This is a genomic window from Staphylococcus sp. HMSC063F05 (genome assembly GCF_001837075.1).
Classification (GTDB): Bacteria; Bacillota; Bacilli; order Staphylococcales; family Staphylococcaceae; genus Staphylococcus; species Staphylococcus epidermidis.
Genome location: NZ_KV831328.1, coordinates 1 through 15,361 on the forward strand (window position 1 = coordinate 1; position 15,361 = coordinate 15,361).

The 15,361-nt window shown below is 30.5% G+C and carries 18 protein-coding genes; all 18 read left to right on the forward strand.

Features of this window, described 5'->3' with window-relative positions; genetic code table 11:
* Positions 1 to 427: 427 nt before the first annotated feature.
* The 18 genes from pxpB (at position 428) to HMPREF2576_RS03540 (ending at position 15,341) form a co-directional block, all read left to right on the forward strand.
* Positions 428 to 1,159 (forward strand): 5-oxoprolinase subunit PxpB, encoded by a 732-nt coding sequence (gene pxpB, locus HMPREF2576_RS03455; protein ID WP_001831296.1) that lies wholly within the window; start codon positions 428 to 430, stop codon positions 1,157 to 1,159.
* Positions 1,149 to 2,153 carry a 5-oxoprolinase subunit C family protein gene (locus HMPREF2576_RS03460; protein WP_001832780.1) on the forward strand — a complete coding sequence of 335 codons (1,005 nt, stop codon included), beginning with the start codon at positions 1,149 to 1,151 and terminating at the stop codon, positions 2,151 to 2,153. Before pxpB ends, HMPREF2576_RS03460 begins: the two co-directional genes overlap by 11 nt.
* On the forward strand, positions 2,154 to 2,594 hold the full coding sequence (locus tag HMPREF2576_RS03465; protein WP_001832766.1) for an acetyl-CoA carboxylase biotin carboxyl carrier protein: 441 nt from the start codon (positions 2,154 to 2,156) through the stop codon (positions 2,592 to 2,594).
* Between the two features lie 13 nt (positions 2,595 to 2,607).
* Positions 2,608 to 3,966, forward strand: a complete 1,359-nt coding sequence (locus HMPREF2576_RS03470) for an acetyl-CoA carboxylase biotin carboxylase subunit (RefSeq protein WP_002493556.1) — start codon at positions 2,608 to 2,610, stop codon at positions 3,964 to 3,966.
* 2 nt (positions 3,967 to 3,968) lie between these two features.
* A complete protein-coding gene (pxpA, locus tag HMPREF2576_RS03475) occupies positions 3,969 to 4,721 on the forward strand; it encodes a 5-oxoprolinase subunit PxpA (protein ID WP_001830928.1) in 753 nt (250 codons plus the stop codon).
* Between the two features lie 11 nt (positions 4,722 to 4,732).
* Positions 4,733 to 5,977, forward strand: a complete 1,245-nt coding sequence (locus HMPREF2576_RS03480) for an NRAMP family divalent metal transporter (RefSeq protein WP_002493232.1) — start codon at positions 4,733 to 4,735, stop codon at positions 5,975 to 5,977.
* Between the two features lie 198 nt (positions 5,978 to 6,175).
* Positions 6,176 to 6,862 (forward strand): 5'-methylthioadenosine/adenosylhomocysteine nucleosidase, encoded by a 687-nt coding sequence (locus tag HMPREF2576_RS03485; RefSeq protein WP_001831322.1) that lies wholly within the window; start codon positions 6,176 to 6,178, stop codon positions 6,860 to 6,862.
* Between the two features lie 43 nt (positions 6,863 to 6,905).
* Positions 6,906 to 7,409: a YqeG family HAD IIIA-type phosphatase gene (locus HMPREF2576_RS03490; protein WP_153647389.1), complete on the forward strand. Its 504-nt coding sequence runs from the start codon at positions 6,906 to 6,908 to the stop codon at positions 7,407 to 7,409.
* Positions 7,410 to 8,510 carry a ribosome biogenesis GTPase YqeH gene (gene yqeH / locus HMPREF2576_RS03495; RefSeq protein ID WP_001832784.1) on the forward strand — a complete coding sequence of 367 codons (1,101 nt, stop codon included), beginning with the start codon at positions 7,410 to 7,412 and terminating at the stop codon, positions 8,508 to 8,510.
* Positions 8,511 to 8,525: 15 nt separating this feature from the next.
* Positions 8,526 to 9,335, forward strand: coding sequence for a shikimate dehydrogenase (gene aroE, locus HMPREF2576_RS03500; RefSeq protein WP_002468805.1), 810 nt, complete (start codon positions 8,526 to 8,528; stop codon positions 9,333 to 9,335).
* The gene (gene yhbY / locus HMPREF2576_RS03505) at positions 9,335 to 9,628 is read left to right on the forward strand and encodes a ribosome assembly RNA-binding protein YhbY (RefSeq protein ID WP_001830956.1); all 294 of its coding nucleotides are present in this window, start codon (positions 9,335 to 9,337) and stop codon (positions 9,626 to 9,628) included. Before aroE ends, yhbY begins: the two co-directional genes overlap by 1 nt.
* Positions 9,625 to 10,200 carry a nicotinate-nucleotide adenylyltransferase gene (locus tag HMPREF2576_RS03510; RefSeq protein ID WP_002468827.1) on the forward strand — a complete coding sequence of 192 codons (576 nt, stop codon included), beginning with the start codon at positions 9,625 to 9,627 and terminating at the stop codon, positions 10,198 to 10,200. Before yhbY ends, HMPREF2576_RS03510 begins: the two co-directional genes overlap by 4 nt.
* Positions 10,187 to 10,771, forward strand: a complete 585-nt coding sequence (yqeK, locus tag HMPREF2576_RS03515) for a bis(5'-nucleosyl)-tetraphosphatase (symmetrical) YqeK (RefSeq protein WP_001831144.1) — start codon at positions 10,187 to 10,189, stop codon at positions 10,769 to 10,771. The genes HMPREF2576_RS03510 and yqeK overlap by 14 nt, the downstream gene beginning before the upstream one ends.
* Positions 10,772 to 11,125, forward strand: a complete 354-nt coding sequence (gene rsfS, locus HMPREF2576_RS03520) for a ribosome silencing factor (protein WP_001831075.1) — start codon at positions 10,772 to 10,774, stop codon at positions 11,123 to 11,125.
* Between the two features lie 2 nt (positions 11,126 to 11,127).
* Positions 11,128 to 11,847: a class I SAM-dependent DNA methyltransferase gene (locus tag HMPREF2576_RS03525; protein WP_002468837.1), complete on the forward strand. Its 720-nt coding sequence runs from the start codon at positions 11,128 to 11,130 to the stop codon at positions 11,845 to 11,847.
* Positions 11,848 to 11,905: 58 nt separating this feature from the next.
* Entirely contained in the window at positions 11,906 to 12,580 is a 675-nt protein-coding gene (locus tag HMPREF2576_RS03530) for a helix-hairpin-helix domain-containing protein (protein ID WP_002440106.1), read from the forward strand.
* Between the two features lie 79 nt (positions 12,581 to 12,659).
* Positions 12,660 to 13,121 (forward strand): ComE operon protein 2, encoded by a 462-nt coding sequence (locus HMPREF2576_RS03535; protein ID WP_002440103.1) that lies wholly within the window; start codon positions 12,660 to 12,662, stop codon positions 13,119 to 13,121.
* A 3-nt stretch (positions 13,122 to 13,124) separates the two neighbouring features.
* A complete protein-coding gene (locus HMPREF2576_RS03540) occupies positions 13,125 to 15,341 on the forward strand; it encodes a DNA internalization-related competence protein ComEC/Rec2 (RefSeq protein ID WP_002468789.1) in 2,217 nt (738 codons plus the stop codon).
* Positions 15,342 to 15,361 lie beyond the last annotated feature (20 nt).

The window sequence follows — 15,361 nt, forward strand, 5'->3', positions numbered from 1 at the left end:
AACAAACCACCCGTTCATACGGGTGGTTTTGATTTACTTATCCTGGAACTTTATGTCCCTGACTCATAAAAAGTGCATTATACTTGTAGTTTGATAGTTATGATTACACTTCAATGCACTTTAAAAGTTGAGACTATTTTCGATGTCTCAGGTATTTTGTGTAATTTGAGAATGGTTTAAATAAATGTTTGATGAGGTTTTATCCACCAAAATATGACAAACTGTTATCAATATGATTAAATGATAATAGAAATTTAATGTTTGGAAGTTTGCAATAATTAAGATAACCCAATAACTTTAATTCAATTTATTATTTGTTATTATTAGCTATTTGAATTAATTATTAAACAACATCTTTATTGCAATGGTACAATAAAATTGTTGTAACAAATAATTCCTTAGTATTTTTAAAAGGAGGGATTTTGTTTTGAGGACACAATTTATTAATGAACAAACAATGATGATTTACTTTGAAAATGAAATTAGTGAATCAACTTTCAAAAAGGTACAACAAACAATTCAATATATAAAATCGAAAAATTTATCTGAAATAACAAACATGATACCTTCATATCGTGCTATTCTAATTTACTTTGATAATTCGGGGATAAACGGAACTGAATTATTAGAAAATTTAGAACTCGATGAAAATTCGAACAGTAGAAAACAATCACATTTTAAACAGCGTATCATTCATATACCTGTATTATATGGTGGAGATTTTGGTCCAGATTTATCAGAAGTAGCTAACGTTAATAAATTAAGTCAGGAAGAAGTTATTCAAATACATACACAACAACCTTATCTAATCTATATGCTTGGGTTTATGCCGGGTTTCCCATACTTAGGTGGATTGGATGCTAAGTTGCACACACCTAGACGGTCTGAACCTAGAATCAAAATTAACGCTGGTTCTGTTGGAATAGCAAATAATCAAACAGGTTTATATCCTATGGACTCACCTGGTGGTTGGCAGATAATTGGTCGCACACCAATAAAAGTCTTTGATTTAAATAGGACACCAATGACGTTATATGAAGCTGGTGATTACATACAATTTTATAGTATAAATTATCAAGAGTTTGAAAAAATATCAAACGATATTAATAAAGGAAAATTTGATATAGATAAGTGGGTGACATATCAAGATGAGTATTAAAATTTTAAAGCCTGGCCTGTTTTCAACAATTCAAGATATAGGTAGATTAGGGTATCAGGATTTAGGATTTTCTGAAGCAGGTGCATTAGATTACTATAGTTTATCTATTGCCCAAAAACTTATCGGAAATCATGGACCAGCAATTGAATATACTTTAGTAGGTCCTAATATAGAATTTTTAACAGACAATACTTTTGCCATTGTCGGTGGTGATTCAGAACCGAAACTTAATGGTAACAAAATTGACTTATTAACTGTTTATCATGTAAGAAATGGAGACCAATTAGACATTGGTCAAATCACTGAAGGAGCAAGAGGATATATTGTTTTTGGACACCCACTTAAAATTAATAAAGTGGCTCAAAGCTATTCTACACATGTTAGAAGTGGAATGGGCGGATTTAAAGGTCGTGCATTAAAGAAATACGATGTTATTGCAACTCAAGTAAATCATAACTATAAAACTAATTTAGGAAAAACAATTGATTTCTCATCTATACCTGATAATAATTACATACACGTCATTGAAGGACCTCAGATCAATGAATTTGATGAAGAAACGATAGCTAAATTCGTAAATAGCGATTTCAAAATTTCTGATCAATCAGATCGAATGGGATACAGATTAAAAGGTAATACAGTAGCACCTAAAAATAGTGCTGATATCATTTCTGAACCTGTCGCTTTGGGAAGTATTCAAGTACCTAACGATGGTAATCCCATTATTCTTTTAAATGATAAACAAACAATTGGTGGTTATACAAAAATTGCAACGGTAACACAATTAGATTTAAGAAAATTAGCACAGATGAAGCCTGGAGACATTATACAGTTTAAATGGATAACTGTTGAAGAAGCTTCAAAAAAGCTTAAAGAATTTAATACTAAATTTGAACAATTATTAAAGCGTTTTGATGAGCAACCATTGTTTAACCTAAATCAACTTAGACATACTTCTAATAAAATCGCAGAAATAATTAAGGAGGATAGATAAATGGATATTAAAAAAATTGAGGAAGTCATTAAATTGGTAAAAGCTAATGATGTAAAAAAATTTAAGTATAAGGACTCTCATAATGAAATAGAACTTGATTTTACTAATGGAGCATCTCAACAACATTCGCAACAATCATCTCAAGATATTCAACAAGAGAATATTAAATCCTTAGATGAAAAGCAAGAGTCCATATCAAATGACCAGCAAGAGATTAAATCTCCTATGGTTGGAACATTTTTCTTACAAGATAGTAAAGAACTAACAGAACCTAAGATTAAAGTTGGCGATACTGTAACTGAAGGAGATATTATCGGTTACATTGAAGCTATGAAAGTTATGAATGAAGTAACTACGGATGTTACTGGTGAGGTCACTGAAATATTAGTAGAACATGGAGACAATGTTGAATATGATCAGCTACTAGTCAGAGTTAAATAGGAGGAATTCAATGATGTATCGATGTTTGATTGCAAATAGAGGCGAAATAGCAGTAAGAATTATAAGAGCTTGTAGAGAGCTTAACATAGAGACAGTTGCCATTTATGCAAAAGGTGATGAAAATAGCTTACATGTAAGTTTAGCCGATCAAGCAATATGCATAGGTGAAGCAAATCCATTAGACAGTTATTTAAATATTGATCGTATTATATCTGCTGCAAAAGTTACAGAATCAAACGTAATTCACCCTGGCTATGGTTTCTTATCGGAATCTACGAATTTTGCGAAAGCCGTTGAAGACAATCATATACATTTTATTGGACCTAGTAAGACAACTATGGAAATGATGGGGGATAAAATTACTGCCAGACAAACTGTTAAACAAGCAGGAGTACCTGTTATACCAGGTTCTAATGATGCTGTTCAAAGTGTAGATGAAATTAAATTATTATCCAAAGAAATAGGATTTCCAGTTGTACTAAAAGCAGCTAGTGGTGGTGGTGGGAAAGGCATCAGAATTGTTAAAGAAGCATCTCATTTGGATCAGGCTTTGAAAGAAGCTAAAAGTGAAGGACAAAAATATTTTAATGATGATCGAGTGTATGTAGAGGCGTTCATACCAGTAGCAAAACATGTAGAAGTGCAGATTATCGGAGACGGTAAAAATAACTATGTTCACTTAGGTGAACGCGATTGTTCTGTTCAACGAAAGAATCAAAAATTAATAGAAGAAGCGCCTTGTGCTGCATTAACTGAAGAAAGAAGAACAAGAATATGTGGCGACGCAGTTAAAGTAGCTCAAGCTTCAAGATATCGTAGTGCTGGAACAATAGAATTTTTAGTTACAGAAGATGCACATTATTTTATTGAAATGAATGCTCGTATTCAAGTTGAACATACAGTTACAGAAATGCGTGCTGATAGAGACCTATTACAAGCTCAGTTATATTTATTAACACACGGTGAATTACCATTCACTCAGAAAGATATTTTATTTAATGGTCATGTAATTGAGGCGCGTATAAATGCTGAAAATCCTGAAAAAAACTTTTTACCCACTCCAGGAAAAGTTAATAAATTACACTTACCACAAGGATTTAATATACGTGTAGATTCTTTACTTTACACAGGTTATCAGGTTTCTCCTTATTATGATTCACTTGTAGCTAAAGTGATTGTAAAGGATTCTAATAGACAAACTGCTATTAATAAATTAAAAGTTGCGTTAGATGAAATGGTCATCGAAGGTTTTACTACTACAGCTGACTTTTTATATGCGGTTTTAAATTATCCAATATATGCAAAAGGCGATGCCAGTAAAGTAGATATAAAATTTCTTGAAAAACATCAAATCATTAAAGAGGTGAAATGAAGTTGAAAATTGATTTAAATTGTGATTTAGGAGAAGCTTTTGGTAACTATACATTCGGTGGAGATCAGCACATTTTACCATTAATAACTTCTGCTAATATTGCTTGTGGTTATCATGCAGGTGATGAAGATGTTATGAATGAAACTGTTCAATTAGCGAAAAAAAATAATATAAGTATTGGAGCACATCCGGGTCTTCCTGATTTGAAAGGCTTTGGTCGTCGTAAAATGGATCTTACTCCAAATGAAATTTATAACTTAGTTATATATCAATTAGGTGCGTTAAGTGGCTTTTGTAAAATCAATCATGTAAAAATGATGCATGTTAAACCTCATGGTGCCCTTTATCAAATGGGGGCTAGAAATAAAGAAATTGCACATGCAATTGCTCAAGCAGTTTTTGATTTCGACTCAAATCTAATTTTCGTCGGCTTAGCGAATACATTACTTATTTCGGAAGCTGAATTAGTGGGGCTTAAGGTAGCTTCGGAAGTATTTGCTGACCGTCGTTATGAAGATGACGGACAATTGGTAAGTAGAAAAAAAACCGATGCCACTATCACTAATACTGACGAAGCAATCCAACAAGCATTAAAAATGGTTTTGGAAAATAAAGTTGTAAGTAAAAATGGAAAAATCATCGATTTGAAAGCTGATACAATTTGTGTTCACGGAGATGGAAAACACGCATTAGAATTTGTTACGCAAATTAGAAATGAATTAATGAAAGAAGGCATTGATATTCAATCCTTATAGGGGGTCAAAAGATGGGGGAAAATACAAAACAAGATTTCAATCAAAAAGGACAAAATTTTAAATTCACAAAAAAACATAGACGATTATTATATGGTTCAGTTTTTTTAATGGCTACATCAGCTATTGGTCCAGCATTCCTGACTCAAACTGCAGTGTTTACTGCACAATTTTATGCTAGTTTTGCATTTGCAATATTAATTTCTATTATTATAGATATAGGCGCTCAAATAAATATTTGGAGAATATTAGTGGTAACTGGATTACGTGGACAAGAAATATCTAATAAAGTATTACCTGGACTTGGTACTATTATCTCCATACTAATTGCATTTGGTGGTCTCGCATTTAACATAGGTAATATTGCTGGTGCAGGTTTAGGTTTAAATGCAATGTTTGGTTTTGATGTAAAATGGGGTGCTGCAATAACAGCTATTTTTGCGATACTTATCTTTGTTAGTAGAAGTGGTCAGAAAATAATGGATGTTATTAGTATGATTCTAGGTATCGTAATGATTTTAGTAGTCGCTTATGTCATGGTTGTTTCAAATCCCCCTTATGGAGATGCATTAGTACATACATTTGCACCTGAACATCCTTTCAAACTTATATTACCTATAATTACATTAGTTGGTGGTACAGTAGGGGGTTATATTACTTTTGCAGGTGCACATAGAATTCTAGATTCTGGTATAAAAGGTAAGTCATACCTTCCTTTCGTAAATCGATCTGCTGTAGCAGGTATTTTAACAACTGGTGTCATGCGCACCTTATTGTTTTTAGCTGTACTAGGTGTTGTTGTAACTGGCGTTACGCTTAGTTCAGAAAACCCACCAGCATCAGTTTTCCAACATGCATTAGGTCCTATAGGTAAAAATATTTTTGGCGTAGTAATATTTGCAGCAGCAATGTCCTCAGTAATTGGTTCTGCATATACAAGCGCAACATTTTTAAAAACACTACACAAATCGTTACTCAATAAAAATAATCTTATCGTTATTACATTTATTGTAATTTCAACTTTTGTTTTCTTATTTATTGGTAAACCGGTGAGTTTACTTATAATAGCTGGTGCGATTAATGGTTGGATTCTACCAATCACATTAGGTGCAATTCTCATTGCAAGTAGGAAAAAATCTATCGTTGGTAATTACCAACACCCAACATGGATGCTTGTTTTTGGTATTATAGCCGTAATTGTCACAATAATGACTGGTATCTTTTCATTACAAGATTTAGCAAGTCTTTGGAAAGGTTAATTGTATAATAAAGTTCTATGACTACCCGCAACTGTTTTTAAATCAATTGCAGGGTAGTTTTTAATTATAAATAAGAAGAGATATTATTTAATCATAGTGATTTAAGCATTGATACTTTAAAACTAGCTATCGTGGAGATATTTAAAATGTGATAAAATACTTATGCTAATGCTTTATAAATGAGGTGTAAAAAGATATATGATAGGAATTATTGGAGCAATGGAAGAAGAAGTGACGATTTTAAAGCGTAAATTGAATGATATGAATGAAATAAATATTGCGCATGTTAAATTTTATGTTGGCAAGCTAAACCACAAAGAGGTGGTTTTAACACAAAGTGGTATAGGTAAAGTTAATGCTTCTATCTCAACGACTTTGTTAATAGAAAAATTTAATCCAGAAGTCGTCATTAATACTGGATCAGCAGGTGCACTAGATCAAACACTATCTATTGGAGATATATTAGTGAGTAATCATGTATTATATCATGATGCTAATGCTACAGCGTTTGGTTATGAATATGGACAAATACCTCAAATGCCTAAAACTTATACTACTGATCCTACTTTGTTGAAAAAAACAATGCATGTATTAGAACAACAACAACTGAATGGTAAAGTAGGTATGATTGTTAGTGGTGATAGTTTTATAGGTAGCTCAGAACAGCGACAAAAAATTAAGCAACAATTTCCAGAAGCTATGGCTGTCGAAATGGAGGCAACTGCAATTGCGCAAACATGTTATCAATTTAAAGTACCATTTATCGTAACTAGAGCTGTTTCTGATTTAGCAAACGGTAAAGCCGATATTTCTTTTGAAGAATTTTTAGATAAAGCAGCTTTATCATCTAGTGAGACAGTTTCATTATTAGTAGAATCATTATAAAGGTAAAGGTGAAAAGATAGTGGGAATCATAAAAAAATTATTTATGCCAAATGCATATGTGAAATCAATATTTGAAATTGATATAGAAAAACTTGCCGATAGTGGTGTTAAAGGTATCATAACTGATTTAGATAATACACTTGTTGGTTGGGATGTTAAAGAACCTACTAAGGGTGTTAAATCATGGTTTGCTAAGGCTAAAGATTTAGGAATAACTGTCACAATTGTGTCAAATAATAATAAAAGTCGAGTATCAAGTTTCTCAAGTAATTTAGGTGTAGATTATATATTCAAAGCACGTAAACCGATGGGGAAAGCCTTTAAGATGGCTATTAAAAAAATGAAAATTCAACCGAGAGAAACCGTTGTTGTAGGAGATCAAATGCTTACTGATGTGTTTGGTGGCAATTGTAATGGTTTATATACAATTATGGTAGTACCTGTTAAACGGACTGATGGATTAATTACAAAGTTTAATCGATTAATTGAAAGACGATTATTAAATCATTTTAGAAAAAAAGGTTATATTAAATGGGAGGAAAATTGATTGAATGAAATACTAAAATGTATTGGATGTGGTGCACCCCTACAGTCAGAAAATAAAGACGCACCCGGCTATGTTCCAGAACATAATATGTTTCGAGAAGATGTCATCTGTAGAAGATGTTTTAGATTGAAAAATTATAATGAAGTTCAAGATGTGGGTATGGAAAGTGAAGATTTTTTAAATCTACTTACTGGACTATCTGAAAAAAAAGGAATTATTGTCAATGTAGTAGATGTGTTTGATTTTGAAGGGTCATTCATCAATGCAATACAACGGATTGTTGGTAATAAAAAAATTATATTAGTGGCAAATAAAATAGATTTATTACCTAAACAAATTAATCATCGACGTGTAAAAGAATGGTTGAGAAAATCTGCTCGTAAATATGGATTAGAAGCAGAAGATGTCGTTCTTATTTCTGCAAATAAAGGTTGGGGGATTGATGAATTATTGCAATCTATAAACCATGTAAGAAATAAAGATGACGTATACATTGTAGGTACAACGAATGTTGGAAAATCTACATTAATTAATAAATTAATTGAACAGAGTGTGGGAGAAAAAGATGTAGTAACTACATCACGCTTTCCAGGAACAACTTTAGATATGATAGATATTCCATTAGACGAAAAATCATTTATGTTTGATACACCAGGTATCATTCAATCACATCAAATGACAAATTATGTATCTGAAAATGAGTTGAAAATCATTATACCTAAAAATGAAATAAAGCAACGTGTGTATCAACTTAATGAAAAACAGACATTATTTTTCGGAGGATTGGCACGCATTGATTATGTATCTGGTGGTAAAAGACCACTTGTTTGTTTCTTTTCAAATGATTTAAATATTCATAGAACTAAAACCGAGAAAGCTAATGATTTATGGAAATCCCAATTAGGCGCATTGCTTTCACCGCCTCAAGATGCACAACAATTTAATCTTAATGATGTAAAAGCAGTAAGACTGGAAACTGGTAAAACTAAACGTGACATCATGATATCTGGTTTAGGATTCATAACTATTGATGCTGGTGCAAAAGTGATAGTTCGTGTTCCAAAACATGTAGATGTTATTTTAAGAAATTCAATTCTTTAAAAAGAGGTGATAAAAGTGAAATTTGCAGTAATTGGAAACCCCATTTCTCATTCATTATCGCCATTGATGCATCATGCTAATTTTCAATCTTTAAATTTGGAAAACACGTATGAAGCGATAAATGTACCAGTTAATCAATTTCAAGACATTAAAAAAATAATTTCAGAAAAGAGCATTGATGGATTCAATGTTACTATTCCACATAAAGAACGTATTATTCCGTACCTAGATGATATTAATGAACAAGCGAAATCTGTTGGGGCGGTAAATACAGTTTTAGTTAAAGATGGTAAGTGGATTGGTTATAATACTGATGGAATTGGTTATGTTAATGGTTTAAAACAAATATATGAAGGTATAGAAGACGCTTATATATTAATTTTAGGTGCAGGTGGAGCAAGTAAAGGTATAGCAAATGAATTATATAAAATCGTTCGTCCGACTTTAACAGTTGCAAATAGAACGATGTCTCGTTTTAATAATTGGTCGTTAAATATTAACAAAATAAATTTAAGCCATGCAGAAAGCCATTTAGATGAATTTGATATTATAATAAACACTACACCTGCTGGTATGAACGGCAATACAGATTCTGTAATTTCTTTAAATCGTTTAGCTTCACATACTTTAGTAAGTGATATTGTTTATAATCCATATAAAACACCAATACTAAAAGAAGCTGAACAAAGAGGTAATCCAATCTATAATGGTCTTGATATGTTCGTTCATCAAGGTGCTGAAAGTTTTAAAATTTGGACTAATCTAGAACCAGATATAAAAGCAATGAAAAACATAGTAATTCATAAATTGAAAGGAGAATTATGATGTTAACTGGTAAGCAAAAAAGATATTTACGTAGTTTAGCTCATAACATTGATCCAACTTTCCAAATAGGTAAAGGTGGTATTAATGAAAATATGATTCAACAAATTTCTGAAACATTAGAAAAGAGAGAATTAATTAAGATTCATATATTACAAAATAATTTTGATGATAAAAAAGATTTAGCAGCAATAGTATCTCAACAAACGCAAAGTGAATTGGTACAAATAATCGGGTCAATGATTGTGTTATATAAAGAGTCTGAAGAAAATAAAGAAATCAAATTGCCACAATGAATAAAAAAATCGTTCTCTTTGGCGGTCAATTTAACCCGATTCACACTGCTCACTTAGCAGTAGCAAGTGAGGTTTATCATGCTATTAAACCAGATATATTTTTCTTTTTGCCTAGTTATATGGCTCCTTTAAAGCATCATAATACACAATTATATTCTGAACATCGAGTGAAAATGATACAGCTCGCTATTAAGGAGATTGGATTTGGTGAAATTTGCACTACTGATTTAGATAGAAAAGGTCCAAGCTATACGTATGAAACCATTTTGCATCTCAAAGAAATATATCATAATGCACAGTTATACTTTATTATTGGAACAGATCAGTATAATCAATTGGATAAGTGGTATAAAATTAATGAATTAAAAAAACTTGTAACCTTTATTGTAGTGAATAGAGAAACTGATAACCAAAATGTAAGTAAAGAGATGATTTCTATAAAGATACCTCGAATAGATATAAGCTCAACAATGATTAGAAATAGAGTGAGAAGGAACCAATCTATAAAAGTTTTAGTACCTAAAAGGGTAGAGAATTATATTAAAGAGGAGGGGTTTTATGGAGATAAGTAGAGCTAAAGAACTGGTAAAAGAAAAACTGCCTGATAAACGTTATCAACATTCATTACGAGTGGCGGATACAGCAGTTAAGTTAGCAGAAATATACGATGGTGATATCAAAAAAGCTGAGTTGGCAGGTATATTACATGATTACTGTAAATACGAAGACTTAAGTACAATGTATCAAATTGTTAGACAATACGAACTTGAAAGTGATTTGCTTAGCTATGGTGGAGAGATTCTTCATGGACCAGTATGTGCGGCACTTATGAAGCATGAATTTGATGTAAATGATGAAGAAGTTTTACTTGCTATAAAATATCATACGACTGGGCGTCAACAAATGACTAAAACAGAGAAACTTGTTTTTATTGCAGACTATATAGAGCCTGGTAGAAAAACGCCTGGAGTTGAAGAAATTAGAGATATGGCATACAATCAAGGTAGCTTAGATAAGACAATTTATGAGATTTCTAAGCGTACTGTATTATTTTTAATAGAAAAGGATATTACTGTATATGGCGCCACAATTGCGTGTTTAAATTATTATAATTATAGCGATGAAAGAATAAAGGATGATTAAATGAATTCAGAAGAATTATTAAATATTGCTGTCGAAGCGGCAGAGAATAAGAAAGCAGAAGATATTATTTCTCTCAATATGAATGAAATTAGTGATATGACAGATTATTTTGTAGTCTGTCACGGGAACAATGAACGTCAAGTTCAATCCATTGCTAGATCTGTTAAAGAAGTGGCACATAAACATGATATTGACGTTAAACGTATGGAAGGCTATCAAGAAGCTCGATGGATACTTATTGATTTAGCAAATGTAGTTGTTCATGTTTTTCATAAGGATGAAAGAAGCTATTACAATTTAGAGAAATTATATCAAGATGCACCTATTAAAGAATACGGTCAGGCAGTATTTTAGTCATGAATCAATATGAAGATATGAGTTTAGTATATGACCAACTTACTCAAGATCAACCGTATCATTCGTGGTTTAATATTGTTGAGCATTTCTTACCTTCTGATAGTCAAGATTTGTTAGATATTGGTTGCGGTACTGGCAACTTAACACAATTACTAACGTCACTAGGTGAAGTCACTGGTATGGATATTAGTGTAGATATGTTATCAATAGCTAGACAAAAAACAAATCAAGTGAAGTGGATCGAAGGTAATATGACTCACTTTAATTTGAACAAAAAATTTAATATGATTACAATATTTTGTGATTCACTGAATTATTTAGAAACATTAAATGACGTAAAAATGACATTCGAAAGAGTGTATCAACATTTAAATAAAAATGGTGTTTTTATTTTTGATGTACATACTGTTCATAAAATGAAAACATTATTTAATAATAAAAGTTATATTGATGAATCTGATAATGTTTTTGTAGGTTGGGATGCAATATGTGGGGATGAACCATTAAGTGTTTATCATGAAATGACTTTCTTTGTATCACAGCAAAATGGATTGTATCAACGCTTTGACGAATCACATTATCAAAGAACATATGAGGAACAAATTTATCGAAATTTACTAAAAGATGTTGGGTATCATAGTGTTAAGACTTTTACAGACTTTAACATTCACAGTCATGAAGAAGATGCCCATCGCTTGTTTTTTGTTGCTAAAAAATAAATTTTTAAAAGTAAAATCACTTCTCAGTACGTTAATAATACTGAAGGAGTGATTTTTTGTGTTTAATATTAACAGACGATATATCGATTTTTTTATGAAATGGAAGTTGTACATCTTAATTATATTAATAATGTTAACAACATTCTTTTTTTACTTACTCAATGATAACAATAATGATTTGATACAGAATAGTCAGGAAAGACAATCTAAAATATCTGACCAGCAAATAAAAAATAGCAAAAAGTTAAATAAAAAAGAAGTGTCTATTCAAAAAGATAATACAAAAGAAACTAAAATATTTATCGATATTAAAGGTGCTGTTAAACATCCGAATGTATATGAAATGGCTTCTTCGAATAGAGTCATTGATGCTTTAAATAAAGCAGAGGTATTAAAGGATGCAGACTTATCACAATTAAATCTTTCTGAAAAATTAGTTGATCAAAAACTTATCTATGTTCCTAAAAAGGGTGAGAATAGTATGAAAATCAACTCACAGCAATCAACATTGAATTCGAGTGACGTAAAAATCAACACGAATCAACCTTTAAATTTAAACTCTGCTACTGAAGAACAATTGAAAAACATACCAGGAATAGGTCCAAGTAAAGCTAAAGAAATTTTAAATTACAGAGAACAAAATCATGGATTTAATAGTATCGATGACTTAATGAAAATAAAAGGATTCGGAAAGAAAACATTTGAAAAACTGAAAGAACATTTTACTATTTAAATTATCATTCATTGCAATATTAAGTCTAAATGATTAAGCTATAAATATTACAACTACTTAATTTAAGGAGGCATAGTTAATGGAACGAATTAAATGGGAAGAATACTTCATGGCTCAGAGTCATTTACTGGCATTAAGATCAACGTGTAAAAGATTATCAGTTGGTGCTACAATCGTAAAGGATAATAGAATAATAGCGGGTGGATATAACGGCTCAGTAGCTGGAGAAGTGCACTGTATTGATGAGGGGTGCTTAATTGAAGATGGACATTGTATACGTACTATACATGCAGAAATGAACGCACTACTACAATGTGCAAAACAGGGTGTATCAACAGAAGGAGCAACGATTTACGTTACTCATTTCCCTTGTTTAAACTGTACGAAATCAATAATACAAGCAGGTATCAAAACGATTTACTATGCACAAGATTATCATAATCATGACTATGCCATTAAATTATTGAAGCAATCAGGAATTGAATATAAAAAAATTCCGTTTTCACCTGAATATGTTGCTCAATATCTGACTCAAGAATAACCAATGTTTTACATTGCTCTTGCTTTTTTGGTAGGGGTACTTTGGATAAAATTCAAAGTAATCTCTATCTCCTTAATATTAACTCTTTTGTTACTAATTATGATAAAAAGGCTTAATATTATAATACTATTATTAATGTTTATTTCAGCTATAAGTTCATTTTTTTTAATAAGTTCCTATAACCAAACTGATATTAAAAACTTAAATAGTTTATATAGTGAACCGTTTATTGATGATTTTGTTCGTTTCAAATCTTTTACGCTTAAATCAACATACTATACTGGCATATTAAATTATAAAAATAAAGACTATAGATACTTTTACAAAATATTAAAGTCAAATTTCAAGCAAGATTTAACTCATAAAAGTTGTCGAGTTAAAGGAGAATTTAAATTCGAAAAAGAGTTGCCCTTGTTGGATATTTCAACAGTTCAATTTAAGTCTTGCCAAGAAAACAATATTTTCACTCCTATATATCATCATCAAAATTATATCACCAAAATAATTCATAAATCTGGCGTCACGCATCCTGAAAGAATATTAGCGTTGATAACAGGTGATACCTCTCTAATTGATGAATATTACAAATCTAACATCAAAGATATAGGTATTTACCATTTACTAGCTATAAGTGGTACACATGTTGGTACAATTATTGTCCTCGTTTATCAACTGTTAGTACGCTTAAATATACCTCTAGTTCTCATTAAAGGTGTAACTATTTTACTATTATTAATCTACGCTGTTTATACTGGATTTGTACCTAGTGCCATGCGTGCCATTTCAATTGCAATCATTATACTTATGTTGCCAATCCATTTTAGGAAAAGTTCTATACATGTGCTTTCATTTATATTTGTGTTAATGATTCTCTTAAATCCTCAATTTATAAATCACATTGGTTTTCAGTTCTCTTTTTTGATAAGTTTATTTATTATATTGGCAAAACCATATATAAGTGCTTTAAAACCACTTAAATGTTTGTTTATTATTAGTTTTTTGGCTCAATTAGGTTCAATTGTAATTAATACCTATCATTTTAATCAATTTCAATGGATAGGTTTGCTATCTAATTTTATATTTGTTCCATTCTATTCTTTTATATTATTTCCTTCGGTCATTATCTACTTTATTTTAATTCACTTTTTTCAACATAGCTTCCTATTAAATACTTATATAAATATGCTTTTTAAAATTCATGACTGGCTAGTTCAATTATTTTTAAATTTAAATCATTTTAAGTGGTACATTCCTAAATTAAACCAATATAGTTTACTTATTTTGATTATACTAACGTTAATTTTTCTTTACATACTTGTCTATAGAGGGTTTGTTACATCCGTACTAAGTTTTTTAATTGTTTTAATCATTTTTACACATTTAATTAGACCACATTATGCCGAGTTAACACTTTTTGATGTGGGTCAAGGAGATAGCATTTTATTCAAAACAAAGTCAAATAAAAGTGTTTTGATTGATACAGGTGGTAAAAGAAATGAAAATGTAAGTTTTAAACATAATAATATTGCCAAATATAAAATTTTACCAAGTATTAAGAAAAAGGGTATCACCACTATAAATTATTTAGTAATTACACATCCTCATGCCGATCATATGGGTGAATTAATATATTTTTTAAATAATATTAATGTGAATAATCTCGTTTTAAATATTGAAAGTTTCCCATTAGAATTACTTAAAGAGGTTACGACAAAATGCAAGGAAAAAAAGATAAATATCTTGGATGTAAATCAAGTTAAAAAAATAGATATTGATAATAGTAAGATAAGCTTTTTAAATAGTTTTATACCATTAAGTGATGATAAAAATGAACATTCCATTGTTACATTAATTGAATATAACGGCATTAATATTCTACTGATGGGAGATGCAACTGTTAATAATGAAGACATTCTAATGAAGAGATATAATTTACCAAAAATAGATATTTTAAAAGTTGGTCATCATGGAAGTAGGACAAGTAGTTCGGAATTATTTATTAAAGATATAGAACCTAAAATCAGTCTTATATCTAGTGGTAAAAATAATAAGTATCATTTACCTAATTTGGATGTTATTCAAAGATTAAAATATTATGGTAGTAAAGTTTTTGATACTCAAGACAACGGGGAATTAACTATAAATTTAGATGAAGAAGTTTACATAGTCTACCGTGATAATTTAAATCAAAAGAGTTTAGCTAGAGAAAGTGTATCGTAAAGTGATATAATTCATGAGTA